Genomic DNA, 25,968 nt, shown 5'->3' on the forward strand with positions numbered 1-25,968 from the left:
TGAGGTATCTAGCGAGGGTAGCGGAGCGGGGCGCTGGTGCAAGCCCTGGGACTATCTTTATGCCCGCCCGGCGTCGGCGGCGACGCATTCACGCAGCCAGTCGATGAAGACCTGCAGCCGGCTCGGCATGGGCTCATGGGCTGGGTGCACCAGCTGGTATTGACAGCGACTGGTCAGCGCGAAGCCGCCGAATGGCAGGATGAGCTCGCCTCGTTCAAGCCGTTGCTGCACCAGCTGATAGCGGCCGATGGCGATCCCCGCGTGATTGATCGCCGCCAGCACGCAGAGGTCGGAACGGTCGAAGGTGAGACTGCGCTGGGGCAGCGTGGCCTCAATCCCGAAGTGCCTGGCCCACAGTTGCCACTCGGCATCATAGGCGGCGTTGTCCCAGGCCAGGGAGTCATGCAGCAGGGTGCACTGTTGCAGGTTGTCCGGGTTATCCAGCAAGCCATGGCGCTGGGCATACGCGGGGCTGCACACCGGGGCGATCTGTTCGTCCATCAGTTGGCTGGCGATCAGGCCGGGAAACGCATCGCTGGTGAAATACAGCGCCAAGTCGATGTTCTGGGTGCGGAAGTCGACCATGTCGTTGCCCACCCGGATATCCAGGGCAACCGAGGGGTAACGGGCGGTAAAGTCGGCCAGCCTCGGCACCAGCCAGCATTCGGCGAGCGAGGGGCGGACATAGATCGCCAGCGGCCCGGCGATTTCGGCACCTGGGGCCTGCTGCAAGGCTTCGAGCAACTCGCCCACGGCACCTTGCAGGATGTTGAAGATGCGCTCGCCATCCGCGGTTAGGCGAATCTGCCGGGTCAGGCGCTGAAACAGTTTCAACCCCAGTCCGCGTTCCAGGCGGCCGATACGATGGCTGACGGCGCTCGGCGTCAGGCATAGCTCGTCTGCCGCGCGGGCAAAGCTCAGATGGCGCGCCGCCGCAAGGAAGGTATGCAGGTTGGCGAACTGGCTACTGTTGAGCCCGGCGCCAAGCCGAGGGGGAAGATTGAGCATGAGGTCATTCTAGCAATGAGCGGTTGTGAAAAAACGCTCGCGTACTGCGACCACTGCAAACACCGGCAGTCCGTCGGGGTAGTCGCGCGACTCGGGCGGCGATCCGTTCGGAGCGCAGCGACAACCCGCCAGGATTTGCGCCGCGCCGCCGAACCATCGGTGCACTGCCTGCGGCGAGTGGCACCCTACAGATTGCGGATTGTTCCGAGTTCTGCGGTTTGTTCGTAGGGCGGTTTCGGAGCGTAGCGACAACCCGCCAAGATTTGCGCCGCGCCGCCGAACCATCGGTGCACTGCTTGCGGCGAGTGGCAGCCTACAGATCACCAAAAACGCCCACTGCGGCGTTGCGCTCGCTATTTTCCTAACCATCGAGCGCATGCGCCGGGCTCATGCCTGTTCAGCTTGCAACAGGTGGCGGCCCTTGGCCAGATAGTCGGCCATTTCCGCCGCAGGCACCATGCTGCCGCCGGTGGCCCAGACCAGATGAGTCGCCTGGGCCATCCGCGCCGGGGTCAGGTGCATGCGCGCGCGATAGCCTTGCTCCTCGCTGAGCACGCGGGCCATACCCGGTACGCCGGCCAGCGCCGAGGGTTCGAGGCGCAGGCCTTCGCTGCTTTCCAGCAGCGCCAGCAGGCGATACAACTCTTCATCGCTGACCGTGTAATAACCATCGATCGAACGCTGCATGGCGCGGCCGACGAAACCGGACGGGCGGCCGACCGCCAGGCCATCGGCGGCGGTGAGGTTGTCGATGCCGAAGTCCTGCACCGAGACTTCATCGTGGCGACCGGTATGCACCCCGATCAGCATGCAGGGTGAGTGAGTGGGCTCGGCAAACAGGCAATGCACCGTATCGCCAAACGCCAACTTGAGGCCGAAGGCCACTCCGCCTGGGCCACCGCCGACGCCACAGGGCAGGTAGACGAACAGCGGGTGTTCGGCATCGACGCTGACCGCCGCGGCGGCCAATTGTTGCTTCAGACGTTCTGCGGCGACGGCATAGCCGAGAAACAGGCTGGTCGAACTTTCATCATCGACGAAGTGGCAACTGGGGTCGGCATCCGCCTGTTTGCGCCCCTCGGCCACCGCGACGCTGTAGTCGCAGGCGTACTCGACCACAGTCACGCCATGGCTGCGCAGCTTGTCCTTCTTCCACTGCCGCGCATCGGCCGACATGTGCACCGTGGCCTGGAAGCCCAGGCGGGCGCTGATGATGCCGATCGACAGGCCGAGATTGCCGGTCGAGCCGACGGCAATCTTGTAGCGGCCGAAGAAGGCCCGGGCCGCGTCGCTGTCGAGCAGGGCGTAGTCGTCGGTTATTTGCAGCAAGCCTGCGGCCAGCGCCAGCTCCTCGGCATGCTTGAGTACCTCATAGATGCCGCCGCGCGCCTTGATCGAGCCGGAGATGGGCAGGTGGCTGTCCTGCTTGAGCCACAGCGCACCGCCGCCGTTGAGTCCATAGCGTTCACCCAGCAGGGCCTGCAGGTGCGGCACCGCGCGGATACTCGACTCGATGATTCCGCCACTGCCTGCGGTCTCCGGGAATGCGCGGGCGATGTAGGGGGCGAAGCGCAGCAGGCGCGCGCTGGCGTCGTCGACGTCGGCCTGGGTCAGCCCGACATCCTGCAAGGCCTCGGCCGCGCAGGCGATTCGCGGATTGAACCAGCTGGTCTCCTGCAGCGCGATCAACTGGTTGAGCAGCGGGTATTCGTCGCACCAGGTGGTGAGGGGTTTGCCAAGCAGCATGGGTAGGTTCCTTGAGTCGGTGTGCCCTAGCGGATGTTCTGCTGCGTCTGGAGCAGAGCAACAGGCCGCGTAACGCTGCTATTAGGCGGCGCAACGCAGCTGCTGACAAAGGATGCTTGTGCAACGGATAGATGACGCAGGATCGTCTGTGCCCAGCAATAGCGCCCTAGGCTCCGCCCAATTACCTCAAGCAATCCGCGCTGCGTAGGGTGCCACTCGCCGCAGGCAGTGCACCGTCGATCACCGGTACGCCACACATCTGGCGGGCTGTCGCTGCGCGCCGAGGCCGCCCTACGGACCGCTCGATCTGGAGCAATCCACGTGCGCGTAGACATCAGGGTGCCACTCGCCGCAGGCAGTGCGCCGTCGATCACCGGTACGCCACACATTTGGCGGGCTGTCGCTGCGCTCCGAGGCCGCCCTACGGACCGCTCGATCTGGAGCAATCCACGTGCTCGTAGACATCAGGGTGCCACTCGCCGCAGGCAGTGCACCACGGGTAGTTGGCGCGCGCGTGGTGATTGGCGGTCGAAGCCAGGCTCAGCCTCCGCGCAACGCCTCCCCCTGCAATCAACGGCTGACGGCAGCAATCACCGAGATTTCTACCAGCAGTTCAGGGCTGGCCATCGAGGCTTCCACGCAGGCACGGGCAGGGGCGAAGCCCGCTGGCACCCAGTTGTCCCAGACGCTGTTCATCTCGGCGAACAGGCTCATGTCTTTGATGTAGATGGTGGCGGACAGTAGCTGTTCGCGATTGCTGCCGACCGATTCCAGCAAGGTATCGACCTTGGCCAGCATGGTCCGCGTTTGTTCCTCAATGCCGGCGCTGCGGTCTTCTGCTACCTGCCCGCATAGATAGGCGGTCTGGTTATGCACCACGACTCGGCTCATTCGTGCAGCTGTTTCGTATCGGGTTATGCTCATGACGGCTCCTGTGAGAGTTCGATTTTGGGATGACACGACGAGCTTAGCGGGGCAGGGCGTATAAACCTATGCTGAAGTTTTGAGCGGTTGTGACAAAATTCCCGCCTGCAAACGCCCTGCGTCGGTTTCGCGACGGCGCTCGATATTTTCACACCCCCTGAACGCGATCCGTCGCAGTCATTCAGCTCGGCCGCATAGCCGAAGAGAAGCTAACCGCATGTCGCGAATACTTTCGATCCTGGCAGTGCTTGCCGCCTTGTATGTGGCGATCTGCGTCGCCTTGTTGGTGTTCCAGCGCAGCCTCATCTACTTCCCGCAACCGCTCTCCATCAGCCAGCCCGACACACTGCTCAGGCTGCCAGTGGACGATGGCGAGGTGCTGGTGTCAGTCAGGCCTCACGCCGGCCCGAATGCGCTGATCTACTTCGGTGGCAACGCCGAGGACGTTTCGCTGAACCTGGCCGAGTTTTCCCAGGCCTTTCCCGAACATGCGCTCTACTTGCTGCACTACCGCGGTTTTGCCGGCAGTGCCGGGTCGCCCTCCGAGGAGGCGATTCAGCGCGATGCCCTGGCCTTGTTCGACCGGGTGCATGCCGCGCATCCGCAGACCGTGGTGATGGGGCGCAGCCTGGGCACGGGGGTCGCCATTCGTCTGGCCAGCCAACGCCCGGCCTCACGCCTGCTGTTGATCACGCCGTTCGACAGCCTGCAGACGATCGCCGCCCGGCAGTTCCCCTTCCTGCCGATAAAGTGGCTGCTCAAGGACAAGTTCGAATCCTCGACCTATGCCGCGCGCATCAAGGTGCCGACCCTGCTGATCGCGGCCGAGCAGGACGAAATCATCCCGCGTTCGAGTACCGAGGCGCTCTACCGGCATTTCGCGCCCGGCGTGGCCACGCTCAAGGTCATCCCGGACAAGGGCCACAACTCGATCTCCGAAAGCCCCGCGTACCTGCCATTGCTGCGCGCCGCGATGTGAACAGGCGACGGGGCTGAGCCGTTGAGATAAGACTCTCGCCTACGGCTACCGCTACAAATTCGGCAGTCCGCCCGGGCGTAGGGCGGCTTCGGAGCGCAGCGACAACCCGCCGGGTGTGTGCCGCGTCGCTGCTCCACGGTGCACTGCCTGTGGCGAGTGACCCTACGAATTGCGGCTTATCCCAGACTCTGTGGTCTGTCCGAAGGGCGGTCCGGGCGGCGTTCCGTAGGGCGGCCTCGGAGCGCAGCGACAGCCCGCCAGCTGTGTGCCACCCCGATTAACCATCGGTGCACTGCCTGCGGCGAGTGACACCCTACTTATCGGTAAATACGCCCGCTGCGGCGTTGCGCTCGATTTTTTCACAACCGCTGACACCTTTTCTATCCACCCTACGGCCTCGTAAATATTGCAGATACACAGGATTTACGGCTGCGAAAATGCTGGGCGGTGCATCTGCGTAACTTCGCCGTGCTCAGAACAGGCCGAGTTGGCCGCCGACCAGGCGGGAGAAGTCGTCGCCGACGAACGGCAGGATGGCGTCTGCCACGGGTTGTAACTGGCGCGTGAGGTAATGTTCGTAGTCGATGGGCGTACGCCGGGTTTCCAGCGGTTCGGGGCCGGCGAGGGTGATCACGTAGCTGATCCATCCGCCATTCTGGTACTGGCGCGGGCGGCCTTGCTGGTCGTTGTATTCGTCGGCCATGCGCGCCGCGCGCACATGCGGCGGCACATTGCGCTGGTAGTCGTCCAGTCGGCGGCGCAGGCGCTTGCGGTAGATCAGTTGCTCATCGAGCTGGCCGGCCAGGGTGCGGCGCACGTAGTCGCGCACATAGTCCTGGTAGGGTTGCCGGTTGAAGATCAGCAGGTACAGCTCGCGCTGGAACTGCCGGGCCAGCGGCGACCAGTCGCTGCGCACGGTTTCCAGGCCCTTGAAGACCATCTCGCTGCTGCCGTCCGCCGCCGTGACCAGCCCGGCGTAGCGCTTCTTGCTGCCCTCTTCGGCGCCGCGGATGGTCGGCATCAGGAAGCGGCTGTAATGGGTCTCGAACTGCAGCTCCAGGGCGCTTTCCAGGTCGTATTCCTGGCGCAGGTGCGCGCGCCACCACTGGTTGACGCGCTGCACCAGGGCGCGGCCGATCTGCGCCGCCTCCTCTTCGCCATGCGCGTGCCTGAGCCAGACGAAGGTCGAGTCGGTGTCGCCGTAGATCACCGCATGGCCTTCGGCCTCGATCAGCTCGCGGGTCCTGCGCATGATCTCGTGGCCGCGCAGGGTGATCGAGGACGCCAGGCGCGGGTCGAAGAAGCGGCAGCCGCTGGAGCCGAGCACCCCGTAGAAGGCGTTCATGATGATCTTCAGCGCTTGCGACAGCGGCGCGTTGTGCTCGCGCTTGGCCGCCTCGCGGCCCTGCCAGACGCTCTCGACGATGGCCGGCAGGCAATGCCGGGTGCGTGAGAAGCGCGCGCCGCGAAAGCCCGGCACCGACGCGCTGTCCTCGGGATGGCGCATGCCTTCCACCAGGCCCAGCGGATCGATCAGAAAGGTGCGGATGATCGACGGGTACAGGCTCTTGTAGTCGAGCACCAGCACCGACTCGTACAGACCGGGCTGCGAGTTCATCACGAAGCCGCCGGGGCTGGCCTCCGGCGGCCGCTCGCCGAGGTTCGGCGCGACAAAGCCCTGGCGGTGCATCAGCGGGATGTACAGGTGACAGAAGGCCGCGACCGAGCCGCCGCTGCGGTCGGCGGGCAGGCCGGTGACGGTGGCGCGCTCGAGCAGGAAGGTGAGGATCTCGGTCTTGGCGAAGATCCGCGTGACCAGCTCGCAGTCCTTCAGGTTGTAGCGCGCCAGGGCCGGCTTGTCCTCGGCGAACATGCGGTCGATGGCGTCCATGCGCTGGTACGGTGTGGCGATATCCTTGCCTTCGCCGAGCAGGGTTTGCGCGACGTTCTCCAGGCTGAACGAGGAGAAGCTCCAGGTCGCCGAACGCAGCGCCTCGATGCCGTCGATGATCAGCCGTCCGGCGGCCTCGGCGAAGAAGTGATTGTTGCGGCTGCCATGCTCGCGCCAGCCCATCGCATCGCCGCCGCGGCCCAGCTGCAACGGCACCTGCAGGCGCTGGGCGTGCTCGTGCAACACGCGCAGGTCGAACTGCACCAGGTTCCAGCCGATGATCGCATCGGGGTCATGGGCGGCCAGCCACTGGTTGAGCCTCTCCAGCAACTGCTGGCGGCTGGCGCAGTACTCCAGGGCGAAATCCAGCGGCGTGTCCGCGCCGTTGGCCGGCCCGAGCATATACACCTGGCGCTGGCCGCAGCCCTCCAGGGCGATCGAATACAGATCGCCCTGGGCATTGGTTTCGATGTCCAGGGACGCCAGCTTCAAGCGCGGGCGATAGTCCGGGGCGGGCTTCATCTGCGCTTCGAGCAGCATGCCGCTGGCATCCGGCGTGCCACCGAAGCACACCGGCGCGGTGATAAAGCGCTCCATCAGGTAGCGCTCCGGCGGGCGGATATCGGCCTCGTACACCTCGACCCCGGCCTTGCGCAGCAGCTTGTCGATATTCATCAACTGGCGATGCTGGCGGCAATACAGGCCGAGCACCGGCCGATGGTGGAAGTCGCACAGCGCCAACGGGCGCAACTCGACGTCACGTTCCCCGCGCAGCAGCGCCTCGGCCAGCGCGCGTTGCTCGGCAGGAATAAACGCCACCGAGGGCTGGCAAGGCAGGCGGATATGCCGCGGCCCGGCGTCGGTTGCCAACCAGAACTCGACATGCGTGCCGGCCGGCGTATCGCGCCAATGTCGGGTCAGGACAAAACCCTGCTGTAGATCCACCGCTGCAACCTCAAGTCCTTGTTTCACGGTGCGATTCTACGTGGCATGGGCCGCGATTGCGCGGGCAGGGCAGCGGGGCGGTTATCTGGATGAATGTGAGGGCGCGGAGAGCGGGTTGGGGATGGCGGCTGCGGGCCAGGCGCGGCCAGTCGCAGAGGCGGGTGGACAAGTAAAGGTTGTCCAGCCTACACCGCTCAACAGTTCGCCTAGGGTGGATGGCCACCCGGTGGAAAACCGCGGAGCGTTTTCCACCAATTCATATCCAGGCTACCTCGTTGGGTCGGAGGTGAAGTTCAGCCAGGCATGTCAGGGGAGGGTATTGTTCTAGCCAGAATTAAGGGGTCGGAGTGACTAAAAATAAATCACTCCGCCCCCGAGGCTTCTCCTGTTTTCAGGCAAACAGCATCAGCGGTTGCTCCTGCGCTGCTATATGCGGCACCACACCTAATCCAGGCCCCGTTGGCAGCTGCAACTGACCGCCATCAATCTCTATGCCGTTGTCGGCATCGTAATGACCGTTTATATAAGGCGCGGCGATCCACACGCCGTCACAGAGTGACGGCTGCATGGTGGCAGCTATATGCAGGCAGCTGGCGGCGATCAGATCACCACCCCAGGTATCGTCCGAGGTCATGGGCAACCCGACGCTGGCGCAGACGTCACGGATGGTGCGCATCTGACTGATGCCGCCGACCCGACTCTGTTTCATGCCGAAGCCATCGGCGGCATTGTCGCCGATCGCCCGCAGCAGCATATTCAGATCGGTGATCACCTCGTCCAGGTAGAGCGGATGAGCGATGCGCTGGCGCACGCTGAGACATTGCTCATAGGTCATGCAGGGCTGCTCCAGTACGAAGCGCCGATCGCGGCAGGCCAGTGACAGCTGAATCGCATCACGGGCACTGAGACCACGGTTGGCGTCCACCGCCAGGACTGTGTCCGCTGCCAGAACTTCAGAGACCTTGTGCACCGCCGCTATATCCTCGGCGATATCCCGCCCGCCCACTTTAAGCTGCAGCCGCTTAAAACCTGCGGCCTGTTTCTGCTGCGCCACCAGTGCTGCCTCATCGGCGGGCAGCAGGCTGATGGCGTAATAGGAGGGCACCCGCTCACGCAACGCGCCACCAAGCAGATCGCACACCCGCACACCGTAGGTCTTACCGGCAATATCCCACAACGCCATATCGATCGCCGCTTTGGCATAGAGGCTGCCGCACAGCGCCTGATTCATCACCCCGTACAGCTGGTTTATATGCAGCGGATTGAGGCCAATCAGATGCGGCGCTATCTCTTGCAGCGCAGCTCGCGCGCCGAGCATATGTTCCGGCTGATAGGCCGGACCCAGCGGGCAACATTCGCCAAACCCCACCACACCAGTGTCGGTAGTGATCCGCACCAGGGTTGCATCCAGCTCGGTCAGCGTCTGTAAGGCCATCCTGTAGGGCTCGCCGTTTATCGGCAAGGCTCGATGAAAGATCGCGATTTCAACGATCTTCATGGTTATTCTCCTTCCGGCAGCAGCACCAGCTTGCCGATAAAGCCTTTGGCCATAAAGTCCTGCTGCGCTTCGGCAATCGCCTGCAGCGGATAGGTTCGAGCCACCAGCGGCTGCAACTCGCCCTGTTCGATATAGCGAATCAGATTCTCAAATACCACTCGGGGCTGATAAGTACAGCCAAAGAAACTCAGATCCCGCAGGTAAAGGGTCCGTATATCCAGCTCGACAATCGGCCCGGCAATAGCGCCGGCCACCGCATAACGTCCGCCACGGCGCAACATATCCAGCAGTTGTGGCCACTGCGGGCCTGCTACCAGATCGACCACCAGATCGATACTTTCTGGCGTCAGCGCATCCGCCAGGTTTTGCCCGCGACCGATCACCTGATCGGCCCCCAGCGCCAGAACCTGTGCATGTTTATCGGCCCCACAGACCGCAACCACATAAGCACCGCGACGTTTCGCCAGCTGCACCGCGGCCGAACCAACACCACCGGATGCACCGGTAATCAGCACCCGTTCGCCGTGCTGCAGATTTGCCCGGTGCAACATGTTTTCGGCGGTGGAATAGGCACAGGGAAATGAGGCCAGCTCGGCATCGGTCAGAGCACTGTCAATCGCATAGGCCTCATTCGCCAGCGACTTGGTGTATTGCGCAAAGCCACCGTCGCACTCGGAGCCGAAGGTAATACAGTCAAACTCGCGGTCATTGCCCGGTTTCTGTTGCAGGTTGCGCACCAGCACCCGCTCGCCGATTCGCGCTGCATCGACGCCTTCACCCACCGCCACTATGTAACCGCAGCAGTCGCAGCCCTGAATCCGCGGAAAGCTCAGCGCTGCGCCGGACCAGCCGGCATCGTCATCGGAAATGTTGGCAAAGCCAGCGGCGGCACCGGCGTTAGTCTGCCCGGTCACCTGTTTTGAATACCAGCCGATGCGGGTATTGATATCGGTATTGTTCACCGCCGCCGCGGCGACCCGGATCAGCACCTCGCCTGACGCGGGCTGCGGTACATTCAGGTCCGCACGGTACTGCAGTTTTTCCAGGCCGCCATGCCCGGTGAGCAACACACCGGACATGGTTTGCGGGACGCTATGACTGTTCATCGGCACTTCTCCGGTCATCATTTTTTGGCGGTAGAGATAGATCAGCCGCTAATTAGCTCAGCGACCCGTTGCTATCCACCTTAAAAAAACGACATGATTCAGGCAAACGAATATCAGTTAATTAGTTATTCAGTTTTTCTGAACAAGCAAAGAGTCTGGCCGGGACCAGGCTGAGGATTTCCTGATGGGCCCATTACTGGATCTGGAGCTGCTGCGAACCTTTTCGGCGGTGGTCAAAGAGGGCGAGCTGAAAAAAGCGGCAGCCTCGGTGTTTCGCTCTCATGCGGCAGTGAGCATGCAGCTGAAACGGCTGGAAGATCAGCTCGGCACCCGACTGATGGAACGTAACAACCGGGGTATCAAACTGACGGAAGCCGGTGAAACCCTGCTCAGTTACAGCGAACAATTTCTTAAGCTGAACAGCGCCGCCCTCTCCGCACTCAGCGAAGGCCAGCTCTCCGGTAAATTGCGCTTTGGCATTCCTACCGATTATGCCCAGGACTTCCTTAACTACTTTATGCCGCTGCTCATTCAGGAATTACCACGCCTGGATGCCCGTATCACCTGTGCTCGCAGCCGCAATTTGCGCCAGATGCTGCAACAGGGTGAGCTGGATATTGCCATTGTCGCCGGAGAGCCCGACTCTGAGGGCGAGGAGTTGCTGTGGAGCGAACGGCTGATCTGGGCAGCGCCAATCGGTGCCCGGCTGGAGGAAGGTGAAAAACTGCCGGTGGCACTGCATGAGGACAACTGTATCGTGCGCGATCTCTGCCTTGAAGGGCTGAAAAAGTCCGGCCTGGCCTATCAGCAGGTATTTGGCAGCACCATGCTGGATAACGTAGCCGCCGCCGTACATGCTGGCTTTGCCATCTCGCTGCTGCCGGAGTCTCTGATTCAACCCAATCTGGTGCGGCCACTACCGGGTGAGCTGTTACGCAGCAATGCGATTCTGAAGATGAATATGATCGCCTCATCGCAGGTGGAACAAGCGGTACGAGAGAAACTCGCCCGCTGCCTGCGTCAGGCTGCGCAGCAAAGAAACGCAGACAAATTTATGACTCGCTGAACATCCTCTTCAGCTCGTCTCCCGCCTCTCGCGACAGACCGAGATGCCCTTACGAATGACCGCAGGGGCGCTCGAATAGCCCCCGACACCGTTGTCAGCAACCTAAAGCATGTCGGACCGAAAGGAACCTGATTAGCAATGAACCTCAGCCCGTGCCATCGCAAGCCGACCTGGGATATCAGCACGGCGATTTTCCGGCTCTCGGTGTCAAACAACTTCGGGTAAACCCTTGATTTTCGCCTCACGGTCGCATTCGCGAAGGACCGCTGGCGGTAGTAGCTGAGCATGGACAATTTTGGGCAGACGACGGTTTTGGCTGAAATGATCAAGCAGAAGCGAAATTAATCGTGGTCTGCCCCCTGTTGCTTCCCGTGGCATGGACCGCGATTGAGCGGGCAGGGCAGTGGGGTGGATTTTCTGCACGAATGTGAGGGCGCGCGTAGCGGGTTGGGGGCGGCAGGTGCGGGCCAGAATCAATCGGTCACTTTTATGAAGGCAACAAAAAACCCGCCGAAGCGGGTTTTTTCAAGACCATTCCGACATCCTGTCAGCAGCCTTCCAGGCGATGGTCGATCTTCCGTGATCCTCAGCGCGTCCTGCGCTGCAGTTGATGTATGTAGGTTAGGTGCAATGGCGAAGCCTCAACAGAGGATATCGCAGCCAATGCGTGTAAGCCTTTCGCTATGGGCAACCTACGAGCGCGTGATGTTCTTTGTCTGTATTAGACGACTTCTACTCTTCGCGACAGGCTGGCGTTGAGCTACAGAGGACGGTGGTCACTGGCAGATATCGGTCAGAAGCGGGCGGTCAGGCCGTGAAGATATGGAAAATAAATCTGTCCCCTTTTCCTCAGTCATCAGTCCAACCATCGCTTATGAGAGGCACTATTCGCTTGAGCTCACGAAGATCGAGCGGGATAGGTGCGTCCGCGCGTAGTTTATGGCTGTTGAAAGGTAAACGGTGATCGCAGAGCGTCTCGAAGTGGGAGGTATCAGGAACCATAAAAATGCCGGTCCCCTCGGCGGGGCCGTGACTATCGAAACGTTTCCCGTAAAGCAGTGCCAACAGCTCGCAAAGCATGTCCCCTACCCAGGAGTAGTCGGGAACGATTACCCCTGCAGCCTTCTCGTAGGGCTCTGTACGGATAACTGCCATGAAGGCGTTTCGGGAGGCTGGCCCTTCGAGGCTCCTGGGGATCGGCGATCTTTTGCTGAATGCCGGCCACGCATGAGTGATCAGAATATGCGGTTCATCAAACTCAGCGACAAATCGACTCGTGGTGGATATCAGAAGTTTCTGGACCGTCTCGTCTGGGCGCAGGCTTGGTGGAGGTAATTCAACATTCTGGCCGTCCATGGTATTTCCATCCTGTAATAGGTTCAGGTCGCTTAATCGAGAAAGCGCATTGACGCATTGTAGCTACACCGTCGATGTGAATCGCCCCTAGTTTCGTCGCCACTTTTGATGGCTGCTTTTGGCCGACAGCTGCTATTCCACTTAGATTCCAGCTCATGTCCACCTTTCACGCAGGGCAGTCAATTGTTGTGAGCCTTGCCCTGATTCTGAAATGGCTTTGCTAATCGGCTCACGAACGGAATCATGACCAACGCAACACCCGCAACAGCCGCTGCTAAATAACCCACGCTGGCTATCCCTGCTGTCTGAATAGTCAAACCTCCAATAGTCGCGCCGATACCTATCCCGGCGTTAGCCGCCGAAACGTTGGTCGTCCCCGCGAGCGCCTGGGAGTGGCTTACAGAATTCATGACACGCACCTGGCAGATTGGATATAGCGCTGTGTTAGCGATCCCCCAAAGTGCGAGCGCGATACAGACGAGTAAGCCTGCTCCTGCCAGTGGAGTAACTGCTGCCATGCCCAGCGCAAGTAGCCCAACGAACAAGGCCGTGGCTTTGAGAGGTGAACGATCTACTGCTTTGCCGCCGATCCAGTTGCCAATCAGGCCTATGGCGCCGAAGCCCATCATCCACCAGCCGACGTGTGCAGGGCCACGCCGGCCACACGCTCTAGGATGCCTGCGAGGTAGGTGTAGGCAACGAACATGGCGCTGAAGATGATGATCGACAGCACGACGTTAGCCAGAAACAGCGGCTCTTTAAAGATGCGCGCTTGCTTAAGGAAATCGACTCGCTCGGAGCGCACGACTTTAGGCATATAGACCGCCATGGCAACGGCCATCACCAGTGACAGTCCTGCCAATAACCAGAAGGCTCCTCGCCAGCCGATGCCGTTAGCAGCCAGAGTACCCAGAGGAATTCCCAGTAGCAGCGCAGCGGTGATACCCAGGTAGACCCGGGCTATGGCTTGGCCAGACTTGGTTGGGCCGGCCAGTTGGGCTGCTGTTTCACTGGCAGTGCCCCAGAAGACCGGCAGCATCAGCGCCGGAATAAACCGCGCAATCGCCAGTACCCAGATGTTCGATGACAGTGCCGCCAGGCCATTGGCAAAAGCAAAGACCAGTAGGATTGCGATGAACAGCTTCTTTCTGTCCAAGTGGGCGAGGGCGGCAGTCAGCGGTGGGCCAGAGAGCATGACGGTGAAGGCGAACAGCGTGACCAACTGCCCGGCTGCGGCAATTGAAATACCAAGGTCACGGGATAAGGCCGGCAGCAGGCCGATAATCAGAAATTCCGTGGTCACGATCAGAAATGCTGAAATGGCCAGGATGGCGATGCTTAGCGTGGAGCCAGCAGCAGATATAACCAGTGGTCGGGGTGATTCGATAACACTCATGACGTCGCTCTTCTTTAAGGAGGGCGTCATGATATTGGTTCTTTGGATTGCTATTACTGGCGTTATTTATGGATATTACTGAATTATATTCACTTATCTGCTTGCGCGGGTAAGGAATGGCCAGCCGGAGACAGGCAGGTCGCGAGTACTTCCAGCAAGGCGCTGACCTTGGGCAGCGCTTCGCGCTTCTTCAGCCAGACCAGGTTCATCGGCAGGCCGTCAGTGGCCAGTTGCGGCATCACCTCGATGAGTGCGCCGCTATCTAAATGCTCTTGCACCAACCAGGTGGGTAGTTGCGCAATGCCATAGCCCGCCAAAACGGCTAGCACCTCACCCTCGCCATCACCAACAGCGATTCGCACCGGCATGATTCGGCGCTTCTTGTCGCCCGGCTGAGGCCCCTTTCGATACCAGGGGTTGACCTGGCCATCGCTATGGCCGTAGAGCACGCAGTCGTGCTGCTCAAGCTCTGCTTCGCTTGCTGGCGTACCACGCCTGGACAGGTATTCGGGCGCTGCGCAGTAGATCAGCCGCTCGGCGCCCAGGTAGCGGTGACCCAAGCTAGCCGGCCAAACATCCGAGCCACCGATCCGCACCAGTATGTCGATGCCCTGATCGGCCGGGTCGACAAAGCTATCGGTGAAGGAAATATGCGGCATCAGCAACGGATGCTGCTTTACGAATTGCAGAACCACCGGCAGCACGTGCATGCGTCCGTATGAGGCGGGCAGGTCGATTCGAATACGCCCGCGTGGCTCGAAGAACTCAGCATGCAGGGCTAGCTCCGACTCTTCCAGATCGGCGAGCACCCGGGTGCAGGTTCGGTAGAAAGCTGTACCCGCATCCGTCAACGCCAGTCGGCGCGTGGTGCGCTCAAAAAGGCGAATGCCCAGGCGGCTTTCCAGTCGCGCAATGCCTTTGCTCACCGCCGAACTGGACAAACTCAGGCGATCGGCCGCCGCAGTAAAGCTACCGAGTTCGGCGACGCTGACAAATACATCGATGCCTTTCAAACGCTCAGAGGAGAACACGCTATGGCCTTGGCTAATCGTGGGTAGGTAATTAAGTCAGGTGCATTGTTGATCAGTGCCGCGGATTTTTGGCTGTCGTGCTTCGCGATACGTTCGGATACTGCCGTGCAGGTCCATCACAATGGCTTCCATTGCTTGGACTTCATAGCGTGCTGCATCCGAAGCTCTAAGTTAATAGTCCTTGATGTCCTAGATAAATTCGAACGGAAAAAGTGGGTGGAGGCGGGTGCCTGTCGATGAGGCCCTGAATCGGCCTGGGCTTCGTAGGCAACTCAACTAGTGACCGCTTCTGGCCCAGAGTGTGTAAAAACAGCGCGGCTGATTTTTAGCTGGCAGGACGAGCCTTGAATGCGACAAAGAGCAGGTCAGTGGCCTCCGAGGTCGAGTGTGGCGACTCAGGGACTTTCTGGCTGGTTCGGTACAAGAAACCTGCTGTATAGGCGCCTGACGGGCCAAAAAGGCATCAAGCCTTAGGCAGTTATCGCCTCCATCAACGCTGCGCTACCCAATATATTAATAACCCGCTTCATATTGTAGGCGAGCACGTGCAGGCTCATTTCAGTGCTGACTCTAGGCAAGGTTTTGGTCAGGAAATGGGAAAAAGGGGACAGATTTATTTATTGCGAAAACTGGCTCCCCTTGATCGTTTCCAACCACCCCCCCCCCCCTCAAATATCCTAAACAGGTCATGGGCATCGAGCAGCCGGTAGGCGATTTCCGGGTGTTTCTCCAGGCCGCGGCGGATGGCGGTTGGCAGCGACTGGCGGGTTTTGCGGCAGAGCCCCGGCAGTTGGTCGATATGAATGGCGATGCCGCGCATGCTGCGCACTTCGTTGAAGCCTGGGGCGACGGCCAGGCGGATGCCGAGTTGTTCGTACATGCGCTGTTGCAGCTTTTCCAGGTCGTTCAGGCTTTCGATGTTTTCCAGGCGCTCGAGCAGGCGTTTTTCTTCCTGGCGGGTCAGGCGCAGGATGCGCAGGTCGCCGTCGGTTGTTGCCAGCAGCTGTTCGAGCCCGCAGTCGCAGGCACCGGGTGGGCAGGGTTGGCGGATCTGGGGAGAGGGCGTCATGGGCTGCAAGCATAGCGATCCGAGCTCGATATTGCCTATCTGCTTTGTCGCGAAAGTGATCTGCGGATGCGGTTTGTCGGGTGTCACTCGCCGCAGGCAGTGCAGCGATGGTTAATCGGCGCGGCACACGGCTGCCGGGCTGTCGCTGCGCTCCGAACGGATCGCCGCCCGAGCCGCCCAACCCACAGGCAGTGCACCAGGGTTAATCGGCGCGGCACACAGCTGGCGGGCTGTCGCTGCGCTCCGAGCGAAGCGCCGCCCGGACGCCCTACGGACAGACCACAGAGTCTGGGATAGGCCGCAATTTGTAGGGTGTCACTCGCCGCAGGCAGTGCACCGTTGGTTAAACGGTGCGGCATAAAGCTGGCGGGCTGTCGCTGCGCTCCGAGGCCGCCCTACGAGCCATCCTACGGATCATCGCGTTGTGCATGCCTTGGCGCGAACGCCCGGCTGTTGGATAAAGGTGGCAGCCGGCTCAAAGGCTGAGCCGGGCGCCTCAATCAAACAGGCCGATTTCTACCGCATCGCCGTTCAGGCGCACCGGCCACACGCGCAGGCTTTGCTCGGGGTATTCCAGGCAGCTGCCGTCTGCCAGGCGGAAGTGCTGCTTGTACAGCGGCGAGGCGATCACCAGGTCGCCCTTGAGCTGGCCGACGATACCGCGGCCGATGACGTTGGCGCCGGATTTCGGGTCGCGGTTGTCGATGGCATAGAGCTGCTCACCCTCGGCGGTGTGCGGCAGGTGGAACAGGGCGACCTGGGCGCCGTCGTGCCAGGCGACCACGCCGGAGTTGGCGACCAGATCTGCACGGCTGCAAAGCGCGCGCCAGGCGGCGGGGCTTGGTGCGGCGTGGCGGAACTCGGCATGCACTACATTCGACTGGCTCATCAGCGCAGCTCCTCGGTAACAGGGATCAGGTGGAGTTCAGAGGCATGCACCGGACGGCGCTGGCCACGTTCTTTGACGAAGTGGATGTCCGGGTCGCCGCGTTCGTCGTTGACGAAGGTGCGGAAGCGCTTGAGCTTCTCCGGATCTTTCAGGGCGTTGGCCCACTCGCATTCGTAGCGGTCGATCACCAACTGCATCTGCGCTTCCAGCTCGGCGCCAAGGCCCAGGCTGTCGTCGATGATCACGTCCTTGAGGTAGTCCAGGCCGCCGTCCAGGCTTTCGCGCCAGACCGAGGTGCGCTGCAACTTGTCGGCGGTGCGGATGTAGAACATCAGGAAACGGTCGATGGTGCGGATCAGGCTGGCGTCGTCCAGGTCGGTGGCGAACAGCTCGGCATGCCGTGGGCGCATGCCGCCGTTGCCGGCCACATAGAGGTTCCAGCCGTTCTCGGTGGCGATCACGCCGATGTCCTTGCTCTGCGCCTCGGCGCATTCGCGGGTGCAGCCGGAGACGCCGAATTTGATCTTGTGCGGCGAGCGCAGGCCCTTGTAGCGGTCTTCCAGGCGCAGGGCCATGCCGACGCTGTCCTGCACGCCGTAGCGGCACCAGGTGCTGCCGACGCAGGATTTCACCGTGCGCAGCGACTTGCCGTAGGCGTGGCCGGTCTCGAAGCCGGCTTCGATCAGCTCGCCCCAGATGTCGGGCAACTGGTGCAACTGGGCGCCGAACAGGTCGATGCGCTGGCCGCCGGTGATCTTGGTATAGAGGTCGTATTTCTTCGCCACGGCGCCGAGGGCGATCAGCTTGTCCGGGGTGATCTCGCCGCCGGCGATGCGCGGCACCACTGAGTAGGTACCGTTTTTCTGCATGTTGGCCATGAAGGTGTCGTTGGTGTCTTGCAGCGGCAGCAACGACGAATCGGTGATCGGTTGGTTCCAGCACGAGGCGAGGATCGAGCCCACCGCCGGCTTGCAGATGTCGCAGCCGGTATGGCCGCGGCCGTGCTTGGCCAGCAGCTCCTCGAAACTGATGACGCCCTCGACCCGGACGATGGCGTAAAGCTCCTGGCGGGTGTGGCCGAAGTGCTCGCAGATGCTCTTGTCGACGGCGACGCCACGGGCGCTTAGCTCGTTGTCGAAGACCAGCTTGAGCAGCGCGCTGCAGCCGCCGCAGCCGGTGGCGGCCTTGGTCTGCGCCTTGAGTTCGCCGAGATCGGTGACGCCGGCCTCGACCTTGCAGCACACCGCGCCCTTGCTGACGTTGTGGCAGGAGCAGATGGTCGCGCTGTCCGGCAGGGCGTCGGCGCCCAGGGTCGGCGCGCCCTCGGACTGCGGCAGGATCAGGCCGGACGGGTCCGCTGGCAGCTTGATGCCGTTTTGCGCGTATTGCAGCAGGGTGTCGTAGTAGCTGTTGTCGCCGACCAGCACCGCGCCGAGCACCTGCTTGCCATCGGCGGATACCACCAAGCGCCGGTAGCTGGCGCTGGCTTCGTCGATAAAGCGGTAGCTCTTGGCGCCGGGGGTGGCGGCGTGGGCATCGCCGATGGAGCCGACGTCGACGCCGAGCAACTTGAGCTTGGTCGACATGTCGGCGCCGGTGAAGGGCTGGTAGTCGCCGCCCGCCAACTGGCTGGCCACGTTGCGCGCCATGCTGTAGCCCGGCGCGACCAGGCCGAAGATGCTGCCGTTCCAGGAGGCGCATTCGCCGATGGCGAAGATGTCCGGGTCGTTGCTGCGGCAGTCATTGTCGACCACCAGGCCACCGCGCGCGGCGATCTCCAGCCCGGCGCTGCGGCCGAGGGCGTCCTGCGGGCGGATGCCGGCGGAGAACACGATCAGGTCGGCTTCGAGGAATTCACCGTCATTGAAGTTCATCCGGTAGGCGTATTCCTCGCCGGGGACGATTTCCTGGGTGGCGCGCGACAGGTGCACGCCGACGCCCAGCGCTTCGATGCGCGCCTTGAGCGCGGCGCCGCCTTCGGCATCCAGTTGTACGGGCATCAGGCGCGGCGCGAATTCGACTACGTGGGCTTCGAGACCCAGGGACTTCAGGGCGTTGGCCGCTTCCAGGCCGAGCAAACCGCCGCCGACCACCACGCCACGGCGGGCATTGGCTGCTGCCGCACGGATCGCGTCGAGGTCGTCGAGGGTGCGGTAGACCAGCCGCGAATTGCCCTCGGCGCCGGGGATCGGCGGCACGAAGGGATAGGAACCGGTGGCCAGCACCAGGCGGTCGTAGGCCTGGCGCCCGGCGCTGGTCAGCACTTGCTTGCGCTCGCGGTCGATTTCCAGCACCTGCACGCCGAGGTGCAACTGCACGCCGTGCTGGGCATAGAGATCGGGCTCGCCGAGGGCCAGGGACTCGGCATCGCGACCGCCGAAATACTCGGACAGGTGCACGCGGTCGTAGGCGCGCTGGCGCTCTTCACCGAACACATGCACGTCATACAGGGCGAGGGCGCCCTGTTCGATCAGTTGCTCGACGCAATGATGGCCGACCATGCCGTTGCCGATGACAATCAAGGTGTCGCGCTTGATCGGAGTGACGAGAGAGTTCATAGCCGTTCCTCAGTCAAAGCCGTTGCCAGGGGCACGGCCAGCAAAAAAAAACGCCTGGAGCTGTCTGCCAGCTCCAGGCGTCTTTGCCTGGTATTCATGGGGTGTGTGGGGTGAAGTGCCGGACCGCGCTGTCCGTTTCACCCATCCTGTGCCTGTGCAGGCCGATGGTCGGCGGTGACCATGTGGGATGTCCTGCCGGAGGTTTTGGCAGGGGTTGCTAGAGCATTAGCAGGTTTCGTGCCGACATCCGGCCTGGGTCGTAGAAGCCGGCAACGCGTGACTGGCGGATTGGCCAAGCAGAGACAGCGCGGGCCTTGGCGGGCGATGGCGAGGTGATCCCGCTGGCGTCCATTCGCTTCCTCGTGGTCATCGCCCAGGCGCAGGGCGGTGAACCATAAGAGTGCGGGCGGGTGGCCTGGTCCCTTTTTTGGGGCGTTTCAGGCGGGCGGTCTGGCGCTTCGGTCGTGCATGGCCACGCCCGACCGGGCCTCGCACGATGCTCCAGGCGGCTGAACAGGCTGCATTTACCGGGGGGACGGGTGGCAGAAGCGGATCATAGAGAGCAGGCCCACTTCGGGGGGGCGTGGTCACTTAAATAAACAGGGATTTATGTGCCTGAGTCATTGCCTAAAAAATCCCCTTTTCGGATTTATGCCCTGCGCAAACAGACGGTGGAGCCGGTGTTCGGCATCATCAAGTCGGTGATGGGCTTTCGTCAGTTCCTGCTGCGGGGCGAGGGCAAGGTGAGCGGGGAATGGCGCCTGGCCTGTCTGCTCTGGAATTTGAAACGCATGGCGGTTTTGCGCCACAAATCCGTCCAATCCGGGTAAGAGTGAACTAAATCCGCTCGAACCCAGGAAGCTCGGGACAAAAATGCCTGGAAATACCTAAAGAGTGAGGCAAATTGCTTCGCCTCACTCTTGATGCCCCGCTCATGAATTCACGTCCGAGAGGCTGCCAGGCCTGAAGCAGACGTTCGCCTTTCTCACCCCAGGCCCCATGTCTACAAGCGCCATCCCGGTTGTCCTTCTTCCTTGCCCCGCGCCACCCTCGACGCTTGCTGAGCACCTTACGCAAAGGGCCTTGGCGTCATGGTGCATAGCGGGTCGTCCTAAAACCGGTCATCCGCATTCGGCGTCGTGCCGTAGTAAGCATGGATGTCCTTACTCCAGGTCGGATCCTGCATATCAGGCCACTTGTCCTTGTCGAATCCAGGCGCATCGGTGAGGCGTTCCTTGTCGACGCGTAACACGAAGCGTTTATTCACTGTATCGAGGGTCAATGCGCTCCACGGCACGGCAAACAGCTTCTCGCCCATGCCGAGAACCCCACCGAAGGACAGCACCGCATAGGCCACCTGACCGCTGCTCACGTCCAGCATGATCTCCTTGATGTCACCCAAATCTTCGTCCTTCCGGTTGCAGACGTCATTTCCGATGAGGGTGTCTGCCCCCATCAGCCGAGGTCCCGGTCCGGTCGCAACGCCGTCGGTGACCTTGTACATGCCATAGGTGTCACGTTCTTCATAGTTCATGTGCTGCTCCTGGCAATATCCACGGGATCAATCGAGCGCAGCGTCAAACCAAGGTTTCGGCGGTGCGACTGTTCATGCTGTAGGCAAAGCCCGGGACGGTCTGTACGTCAGTGCACGTTGCGAATGAAGAACGGGGCTATGTGTGTTGTCGAACGGAGTTGCAAGCAGAGGCGCCGTACAATGTATTTGCGACGCCTAATGGCGCAATTCTGTTCAGGTTGAGAGGTGGATATTATGAATAACATCGTCTACATCGTAGGGGTGATTGTGATCGTCCTGGTTGTCCTATCGTTCTTCGGGTTTCGATAGGTTCAAAGACCGTCTTTTTCACCATTTGTGTTCGATTTTCCCTGACGTGGACGTCCGCCTCATCATCTTTCCTTTGACGGTGGCACGGGCGTCACCTTCACCCTTGGGTTAGTGCGGTGTAGTGGTCAACTAATTCCGGACACCTCGATAGGTGATTTTGACGCCATCGCCCGTTCGTAAACGGTCGGTGGCAGATATCCCAGTTTCGAGTGCAACCGTTCGTTGTTGTAAACCCAACGATCTACTCAGTGATGTCGCGTATCGCTTCGGCATGGTTAGCATAATCACGTCGCCATACCCGCTCCATTTTCAAGCTCAGGAAGAAGCGCTCCATCACTGCGTTATCCCCGCAGTTACCTGTACGGCTCATGCTTTGCTGCATGTCACTTCTTACCAGCAGCGCTCTGTAGCTCGCACTCGCGTACTGGCTGCCGCGATCCGAGTGGGCGATCAAGCCGGGTGGCGGTTGACGCTGAGCAACCGCCAGCTGCATTGCACTACATACCAGTTCAGCGGGGATGTTCGGCGCCATTGACCAGCTGGCTGTCGATCAGGATCTCGCCGTTCAGCAGCTTATGGATGGGACAAGCGTTGGCAATTTCCAGCAGGCGCTGGCGCTGCGCATCGCTCAGCTCGCCAGACAAGTGGATGTCGCGACCGATGCGGGTCTGCGGATGCTGCGCACTGGGCGCTTGCAGCAGGCTCAGTTGCACATCGATGGCCTGCAGCGGTATGCCCTTGCGTTGCGCGTACATGGCGATGGTGATCGAGGTGCAAGCACCCAGGGCCGCTAGCAGCAACTGATGGGGCGAAGGCCCGGTGTCGCCACCGCCGAGTGCCTCAGGTTCGTCACCCAGCCACTGGTGCACGCCAGCGCTAAGTTTGACCTGATAGGCCGGCCCGCCGAGGGAGGCCGTGACTGACGCTGCGCTCATTGCAAACTCCTATTCAACTGGACTGCCAAGGCTGTTAAGAACAGCTGTAAGTGGCGCAAAGATCAAGGGCTGCGCAGTGCAGCCCTTGCCGGCGCGCTTACTTGCCCGCGGTCAGTGTGCTGTAGCTGTTGATCAGGTTGCGGTAGTCGGGGATATGGTTGGAGAACAGCGCGCCCAGCCCCTCGACATCGTTGCGCCAGTCGCGGTGCAGCTCGCAGGCCAGGCCGAACCAGGTCATCAGCTGGGCGCCGGAGGCGGACATGCGGTCCCAGGCCGAGTGGCGGGTGATCTCATTGAAGGTGCCGGAGGCGTCGGTGACCACGAACACCTCGAAACCGGCCTCGATCGCCGACAGCGCCGGGAAAGCCACGCAGACTTCGGTGACCACCCCGGCGATGATCAGCTGCTTGCGCCCGGTGGCCTTCACCGCCTTGACGAAGTCTTGGTTGTCCCAGGCGTTGATCTGGCCGGGGCGGGCGATATAGGGCGCATCCGGGAACTGCTCCTTGAGCTCCGGCACCAAGGGGCCGTTGGGGCCGTTCTCGAAGCTGGTGGTGAGAATGGTCGGCAGTTCGAAGTACTTGGCCAGGTCGGCCAGGGCCAATACGTTGTTCTTGAACTTGTCCGGGTCGATGTCGCGCACCAGCGACAGCAGGCCGGTCTGGTGGTCGACCAGCAGGACCGCGGCCTGGTCCTTGTCGAGACGCTTGTAGGGAGTACTCATGCTGATGTCCTCTTGCTTGGGTAAAGGCCGAGCGGCCAGTGGCGCGCGGGAGTGCGGGCTACGGTGCTCACTCAACCGAGGCGCTGTGAGCGTCGGCGCAGGACCGTTAGGCCGGTAGTTGGCCGAACGAGCCGCTCTGAAAATCCTTAACCGCCTGGGCAATTTCGGCCCGGCTGTTCATCACGAAGGGGCCGTAACCGACCACCGGCTCATCGATGGGCTCGCCACTGAGCAGCAGCACCAGCGCCTGGTTGTTGGCTTCCAGCAACAGCTCATCGCCGGCGCGGTCGAGCAGCACCATCTGCGCCTCCCTGACCAACTGGTTACCATTCACCAGCAGCGTGCCGTGCAACACGATCAGCGCCGTGCTGCGCCCCTCGACAACCCGCAAGGCCAGCGGCTTGTCGGCATTCAGGCGGATATCCCAGACGTCCATGGCGGTGAAGGTGCGGGCCGGCCCCTGTTGCCCGGCAAACTCGCCGGCGATCAGGCGCAGGGAACCGGCGCCGTCGTCGAGCGGCACCAGCGGGATGTCCTGATCGAGGAGGGTCTGGTAGCCCGGCGCGGCCAGCTTGTCGCGGGCCGGCAAGTTGACCCACAGCTGCACCATCTCCAGGGTGCCGCCCTGCTCGGTGAACGCGGCGGAGTGGAATTCTTCATGCAAAATTCCTGAGGCGGCGGTCATCCACTGCACGTCGCCAGGGCCGATTAGACCGCCGCTGCCAGTCGAGTCACGGTGCTCCAGTTCGCCCTGGTAGACGATGGTCACGGTTTCGAAACCGCGGTGCGGATGCTGGCCGACGCCGCGCGGCTGCTGCGTCGGGGCGAACTCATGCGGACCGGCATAGTCGAGCAGCAGAAACGGGCTGATGTGCTGGCCCAGGCTGTCATAGGAAAACAGCGAGCGAACCGGAAAACCGTCACCGACCCAGTGCTGCTTGGGGCTGCTGTAAAGGCCAAGAATTTTTTTCATGAGACGCCTCCTCTGTGTATGGAGAACAGCTTAGGAGTGCAACAGCTATCCCGGTAGACTGAGTAAATCAGTCGCAGCGTTCTATAAGGAGAACACTGGTGGACGACCTCAACGACCTCTACTACTTCGCCCAAGTCGTCGAACACGGCGGTTTCGCGGCGGCAGGCAGGGCGCTGCATACACCCAAGTCCAAACTCAGCCGACGGATTGCCCTGCTTGAGGAACGCTTGGGCGTGCGCCTGCTGCAGCGCACGACGCGGCACTTCTCGGTCACCGAGATCGGTCAGGAGTACTACCGGCACTGCCTGGCCATGTTGATCGAGGCGCAAGCCGCGCGGGAGGTGATCGAACGCACGCGCTCGGAACCCCAGGGCATCGTACGCATGAGCTGCCCGACCACCCTGCTGCAGTACCGGATTGGCGACCTGATCGGCCGCTTCATGGTCCTCAATCCCAAAGTCCAGGTGCATCTGGATGCCACCAACAGGCACGTCGACGTGATCGGCGAAGGCCTCGACCTGGCCCTGCGCGTGCGTTTCCCGCCGCTGGAAAACAGCGACCTGGTGATGCGCGTGCTGGCCGACAGCCCCCAGCGACTGGTCGCCAGCCCCGAGTTGCTCAAGGGCCGCGCCTTGCCCTTACTGCCCGCCGACCTGAGTGGCCTGCCCAGCCTGGACTGGCGGCAACCGGGCGAACATCTGTGGCGACTGGAGGGTCCCAATGGGGCCATGGCCGAGGTCAGGCACCAACCGCGCTTGATCAGCGACGACATGACGACCCTGCTGCAGGCCGCGCTACGCGGCGTTGGCCTGGTGCAGCTGCCGTGCATGGTGGTCGAGCAGGAACTGGCGCAAGGTCGGTTGCTCGACATCATGCCGCAGTGGGCGCCGCGCTGTGGCGTGGTGCATGCGCTGTTCCCCTCGCGCCGCGGCTTGCTGCCCTCGGTGCGCAGCCTGATCGATTTTTTCGCCGAGCAGCTGCCCTTGTCCTGAGCCCGCTCGCGGGCGCTTGGCCGGATGCAAACCAGGTGGCACTTGCCTCACCCCACCCCAAGTTACTTACACTCTGCCTCTCTCTCTTCCAGGCAAGGCCATCCCGTGCAACCGGTGATCTCCATCCAGCAACTGAGCAAGACCTACGCCTCCGGCCATCCGGCGCTGCAAAGCATCGACCTGGAGATCCGCCAGGGCGAGATTTTCGCCTTGCTCGGCCCCAACGGCGCCGGCAAGACCACCCTGATCAGCATCATCTGCGGCATCGTCAATCCGGGCGGCGGGCGGGTGCTGGTCGACGGTCACGACATCATTACGGACTATCGCGCGGCCCGCTCGCAGATCGGCCTGGTGCCCCAGGAACTGGTCAGCGACGTGTTCGAGACGGTCTGGGCGACGGTCAAGTTCAGCCGCGGCCTGTTCGGCAAGAAGCCCGATCCGGCCTACCTGGAGCGCCTGCTGCGCGACCTGTCGCTGTGGGACAAGCGCGACGCCAAGATCATGGAGCTGTCCGGCGGCATGAAGCGCCGGGTGATGATCGCCAAGGCGCTGTCGCATGAGCCGCAGATCCTGTTTCTCGACGAACCCACCGCCGGGGTCGACGTCGAACTGCGCCGCGACATGTGGGCCATGGTCCGCGGCCTGCGCGCCCGCGGGGTGACCATCATCCTCACCACCCACTACATCGAGGAGGCCGAGGAGATGGCCGACCGCATCGGCGTGATCAGCCAGGGTCGGATCATCCTGGTCGAGGACAAGCAGGTGCTGATGCACAAGCTCGGCAAGAAGCAGCTGACCCTGCACCTGCAGCAGCCGCTGGCGAGCATACCCGCCGAACTCACCGGCCATGCGCTGGAGCTGGCCGATGAAGGCCACGCTCTGGTGTTCACCTTCGACGCCCAGCGCGAGCACACCGGCATCGCCGAACTGTTCAAGGACCTGGCCCAGCACGGCATCGACTTCAAGGATCTGCAGTCCAGCCAGAGTTCGCTGGAAGATATTTTCGTTAATTTGGTATCAGGTCGTTGAGCCGCGTAAT

General features: G+C 61.8%; 19 protein-coding genes and 4 pseudogenes. 5 read left to right on the forward strand and 18 right to left on the reverse strand.

Going from position 1 to position 25,968, the window contains the following annotated elements:
• Positions 1–57: 57 nt before the first annotated feature.
• From dsdC to B2D37_RS01505, 3 genes are all read right to left on the reverse strand, one after another.
• A complete protein-coding gene (gene dsdC / locus B2D37_RS01495) occupies positions 58–1,008 on the reverse strand; it encodes a DNA-binding transcriptional regulator DsdC (protein ID WP_079201063.1) in 951 nt (316 codons plus the stop codon).
• A 387-nt stretch (positions 1,009–1,395) separates the two neighbouring features.
• Positions 1,396–2,754 (reverse strand): D-serine ammonia-lyase, encoded by a 1,359-nt coding sequence (gene dsdA, locus B2D37_RS01500; RefSeq protein WP_079201064.1) that lies wholly within the window; start codon positions 2,752–2,754, stop codon positions 1,396–1,398.
• Between the two features lie 570 nt (positions 2,755–3,324).
• Positions 3,325–3,678 carry a RidA family protein gene (locus tag B2D37_RS01505; protein WP_079201065.1) on the reverse strand — a complete coding sequence of 118 codons (354 nt, stop codon included), beginning with the start codon at positions 3,676–3,678 and terminating at the stop codon, positions 3,325–3,327.
• Between the two features lie 217 nt (positions 3,679–3,895).
• On the opposite strand from B2D37_RS01505, the gene B2D37_RS01510 reads away from it, so the two are divergent.
• A complete protein-coding gene (locus B2D37_RS01510) occupies positions 3,896–4,657 on the forward strand; it encodes an alpha/beta hydrolase (protein ID WP_079201066.1) in 762 nt (253 codons plus the stop codon).
• Positions 4,658–5,129: 472 nt separating this feature from the next.
• Here B2D37_RS01510 and B2D37_RS01515 read toward each other — a convergent pair whose 3' ends face one another.
• The 3 genes from B2D37_RS01515 to B2D37_RS01525 all read right to left on the reverse strand — a co-directional run bounded on the left by B2D37_RS01515 (position 5,130) and on the right by B2D37_RS01525 (position 10,097).
• Positions 5,130–7,493 carry a DNA polymerase II gene (locus tag B2D37_RS01515; protein WP_079201067.1) on the reverse strand — a complete coding sequence of 788 codons (2,364 nt, stop codon included), beginning with the start codon at positions 7,491–7,493 and terminating at the stop codon, positions 5,130–5,132.
• Positions 7,494–7,884: 391 nt separating this feature from the next.
• On the reverse strand, positions 7,885–8,991 hold the full coding sequence (locus B2D37_RS01520) for a mandelate racemase/muconate lactonizing enzyme family protein (RefSeq protein WP_079201068.1): 1,107 nt from the start codon (positions 8,989–8,991) through the stop codon (positions 7,885–7,887).
• 2 nt (positions 8,992–8,993) lie between these two features.
• On the reverse strand, positions 8,994–10,097 hold the full coding sequence (locus B2D37_RS01525) for an alcohol dehydrogenase family protein (RefSeq protein ID WP_256573135.1): 1,104 nt from the start codon (positions 10,095–10,097) through the stop codon (positions 8,994–8,996).
• A 184-nt stretch (positions 10,098–10,281) separates the two neighbouring features.
• Here B2D37_RS01525 and B2D37_RS01530 point away from each other — a divergent pair, with 184 nt between their 5' ends.
• The gene (locus B2D37_RS01530) at positions 10,282–11,163 is read left to right on the forward strand and encodes a LysR family transcriptional regulator (RefSeq protein WP_079201069.1); all 882 of its coding nucleotides are present in this window, start codon (positions 10,282–10,284) and stop codon (positions 11,161–11,163) included.
• 849 nt (positions 11,164–12,012) lie between these two features.
• On the opposite strand, the gene B2D37_RS01535 is transcribed toward B2D37_RS01530, so the two are convergent.
• From B2D37_RS01535 to nirB, 7 genes and pseudogenes are all read right to left on the reverse strand, one after another.
• Positions 12,013–12,519, reverse strand: a complete 507-nt coding sequence (locus B2D37_RS01535) for a hypothetical protein (RefSeq protein ID WP_079201070.1) — start codon at positions 12,517–12,519, stop codon at positions 12,013–12,015.
• Between the two features lie 179 nt (positions 12,520–12,698).
• Positions 12,699–13,915 (reverse strand): annotated as a pseudogene (locus tag B2D37_RS01540) (MFS transporter).
• Between the two features lie 89 nt (positions 13,916–14,004).
• Complete coding sequence (locus tag B2D37_RS01545) at positions 14,005–14,946, reverse strand: LysR family transcriptional regulator (protein WP_079201071.1); 942 nt, start codon at positions 14,944–14,946, stop codon at positions 14,005–14,007.
• Between the two features lie 470 nt (positions 14,947–15,416).
• Positions 15,417–15,545, reverse strand: a pseudogene (locus B2D37_RS23490) (hypothetical protein); the annotation flags it as partial.
• 14 nt (positions 15,546–15,559) lie between these two features.
• Entirely contained in the window at positions 15,560–16,015 is a 456-nt protein-coding gene (locus B2D37_RS01550; protein ID WP_256573136.1) for a hypothetical protein, read from the reverse strand.
• A gap of 496 nt (positions 16,016–16,511) precedes the next feature.
• A complete protein-coding gene (nirD, locus tag B2D37_RS01555; RefSeq protein ID WP_079201072.1) occupies positions 16,512–16,904 on the reverse strand; it encodes a nitrite reductase small subunit NirD in 393 nt (130 codons plus the stop codon).
• The gene (gene nirB, locus B2D37_RS01560; protein WP_079201073.1) at positions 16,904–19,462 is read right to left on the reverse strand and encodes a nitrite reductase large subunit NirB; all 2,559 of its coding nucleotides are present in this window, start codon (positions 19,460–19,462) and stop codon (positions 16,904–16,906) included. Before nirB ends, nirD begins: the two co-directional genes overlap by 1 nt.
• A 650-nt stretch (positions 19,463–20,112) precedes the next feature.
• Here nirB and B2D37_RS01565 point away from each other — a divergent pair.
• Positions 20,113–20,292: pseudogene (locus B2D37_RS01565) on the forward strand (transposase); the annotation flags it as partial.
• Positions 20,293–20,573: 281 nt separating this feature from the next.
• Here the strand turns inward: B2D37_RS01565 and B2D37_RS01570 are convergent.
• The 5 genes and pseudogenes from B2D37_RS01570 to B2D37_RS01590 form a co-directional block, all read right to left on the reverse strand.
• Positions 20,574–20,996 (reverse strand): PRC-barrel domain-containing protein, encoded by a 423-nt coding sequence (locus tag B2D37_RS01570; protein ID WP_079201074.1) that lies wholly within the window; start codon positions 20,994–20,996, stop codon positions 20,574–20,576.
• Between the two features lie 434 nt (positions 20,997–21,430).
• Positions 21,431–21,843: pseudogene (locus tag B2D37_RS01575) on the reverse strand (DDE-type integrase/transposase/recombinase); the annotation flags it as partial.
• The gene (locus B2D37_RS01580; RefSeq protein ID WP_079201075.1) at positions 21,815–22,240 is read right to left on the reverse strand and encodes an OsmC family protein; all 426 of its coding nucleotides are present in this window, start codon (positions 22,238–22,240) and stop codon (positions 21,815–21,817) included. The pseudogene B2D37_RS01575 and the gene B2D37_RS01580, both read right to left, overlap by 29 nt.
• Positions 22,241–22,337: 97 nt before the next feature.
• A complete protein-coding gene (gene ycaC, locus B2D37_RS01585; protein WP_079201076.1) occupies positions 22,338–22,964 on the reverse strand; it encodes an isochorismate family cysteine hydrolase YcaC in 627 nt (208 codons plus the stop codon).
• A 106-nt stretch (positions 22,965–23,070) separates the two neighbouring features.
• Positions 23,071–23,937: a pirin family protein gene (locus B2D37_RS01590; RefSeq protein ID WP_079201077.1), complete on the reverse strand. Its 867-nt coding sequence runs from the start codon at positions 23,935–23,937 to the stop codon at positions 23,071–23,073.
• A gap of 98 nt (positions 23,938–24,035) precedes the next feature.
• On the opposite strand from B2D37_RS01590, the gene B2D37_RS01595 reads away from it, so the two are divergent.
• Both B2D37_RS01595 and B2D37_RS01600 read left to right on the forward strand, forming a co-directional pair.
• Positions 24,036–24,929, forward strand: a complete 894-nt coding sequence (locus tag B2D37_RS01595; RefSeq protein WP_079201078.1) for a LysR family transcriptional regulator — start codon at positions 24,036–24,038, stop codon at positions 24,927–24,929.
• 105 nt (positions 24,930–25,034) lie between these two features.
• Positions 25,035–25,958, forward strand: a complete 924-nt coding sequence (locus B2D37_RS01600) for an ABC transporter ATP-binding protein (protein ID WP_079201079.1) — start codon at positions 25,035–25,037, stop codon at positions 25,956–25,958.
• Positions 25,959–25,968 lie beyond the last annotated feature (10 nt).

The sequence above is a fragment of the Pseudomonas sp. CC6-YY-74 genome (genome assembly GCF_002025205.1).
GTDB lineage: Bacteria > Pseudomonadota > Gammaproteobacteria > Pseudomonadales > Pseudomonadaceae > Aquipseudomonas > Aquipseudomonas paeninsulae.

Bases quoted from the DNA above. Each gene is read 5' to 3' on its own strand.
- B2D37_RS01590 (WP_079201077.1), bottom strand. From the start codon at position 23,937: ATGAAAAAAATTCTTGGCCTTTACAGCAGCCCCAAGCAGCACTGGGTC.
- dsdC (WP_079201063.1), bottom strand. From the start codon at position 1,008: ATGCTCAATCTTCCCCCTCGGCTTGGCGCCGGGCTCAACAGTAGCCAG.
- B2D37_RS01505 (WP_079201065.1), bottom strand. From the start codon at position 3,678: ATGAGCATAACCCGATACGAAACAGCTGCACGAATGAGCCGAGTCGTG.
- ycaC (WP_079201076.1), bottom strand. From the start codon at position 22,964: ATGAGTACTCCCTACAAGCGTCTCGACAAGGACCAGGCCGCGGTCCTG.
- B2D37_RS01520 (WP_079201068.1), bottom strand. From the start codon at position 8,991: ATGAAGATCGTTGAAATCGCGATCTTTCATCGAGCCTTGCCGATAAAC.
- B2D37_RS01525 (WP_256573135.1), bottom strand. From the start codon at position 10,097: ATGAACAGTCATAGCGTCCCGCAAACCATGTCCGGTGTGTTGCTCACC.
- B2D37_RS01510 (WP_079201066.1), top strand. From the start codon at position 3,896: ATGTCGCGAATACTTTCGATCCTGGCAGTGCTTGCCGCCTTGTATGTG.
- B2D37_RS01535 (WP_079201070.1), bottom strand. From the start codon at position 12,519: ATGGACGGCCAGAATGTTGAATTACCTCCACCAAGCCTGCGCCCAGAC.
- dsdA (WP_079201064.1), bottom strand. From the start codon at position 2,754: ATGCTGCTTGGCAAACCCCTCACCACCTGGTGCGACGAATACCCGCTG.
- nirB (WP_079201073.1), bottom strand. From the start codon at position 19,462: ATGAACTCTCTCGTCACTCCGATCAAGCGCGACACCTTGATTGTCATC.
- B2D37_RS01580 (WP_079201075.1), bottom strand. From the start codon at position 22,240: ATGAGCGCAGCGTCAGTCACGGCCTCCCTCGGCGGGCCGGCCTATCAG.
- B2D37_RS01530 (WP_079201069.1), top strand. From the start codon at position 10,282: ATGGGCCCATTACTGGATCTGGAGCTGCTGCGAACCTTTTCGGCGGTG.
- B2D37_RS01550 (WP_256573136.1), bottom strand. From the start codon at position 16,015: ATGACGCCCTCTCCCCAGATCCGCCAACCCTGCCCACCCGGTGCCTGC.
- B2D37_RS01570 (WP_079201074.1), bottom strand. From the start codon at position 20,996: ATGAACTATGAAGAACGTGACACCTATGGCATGTACAAGGTCACCGAC.
- nirD (WP_079201072.1), bottom strand. From the start codon at position 16,904: ATGAGCCAGTCGAATGTAGTGCATGCCGAGTTCCGCCACGCCGCACCA.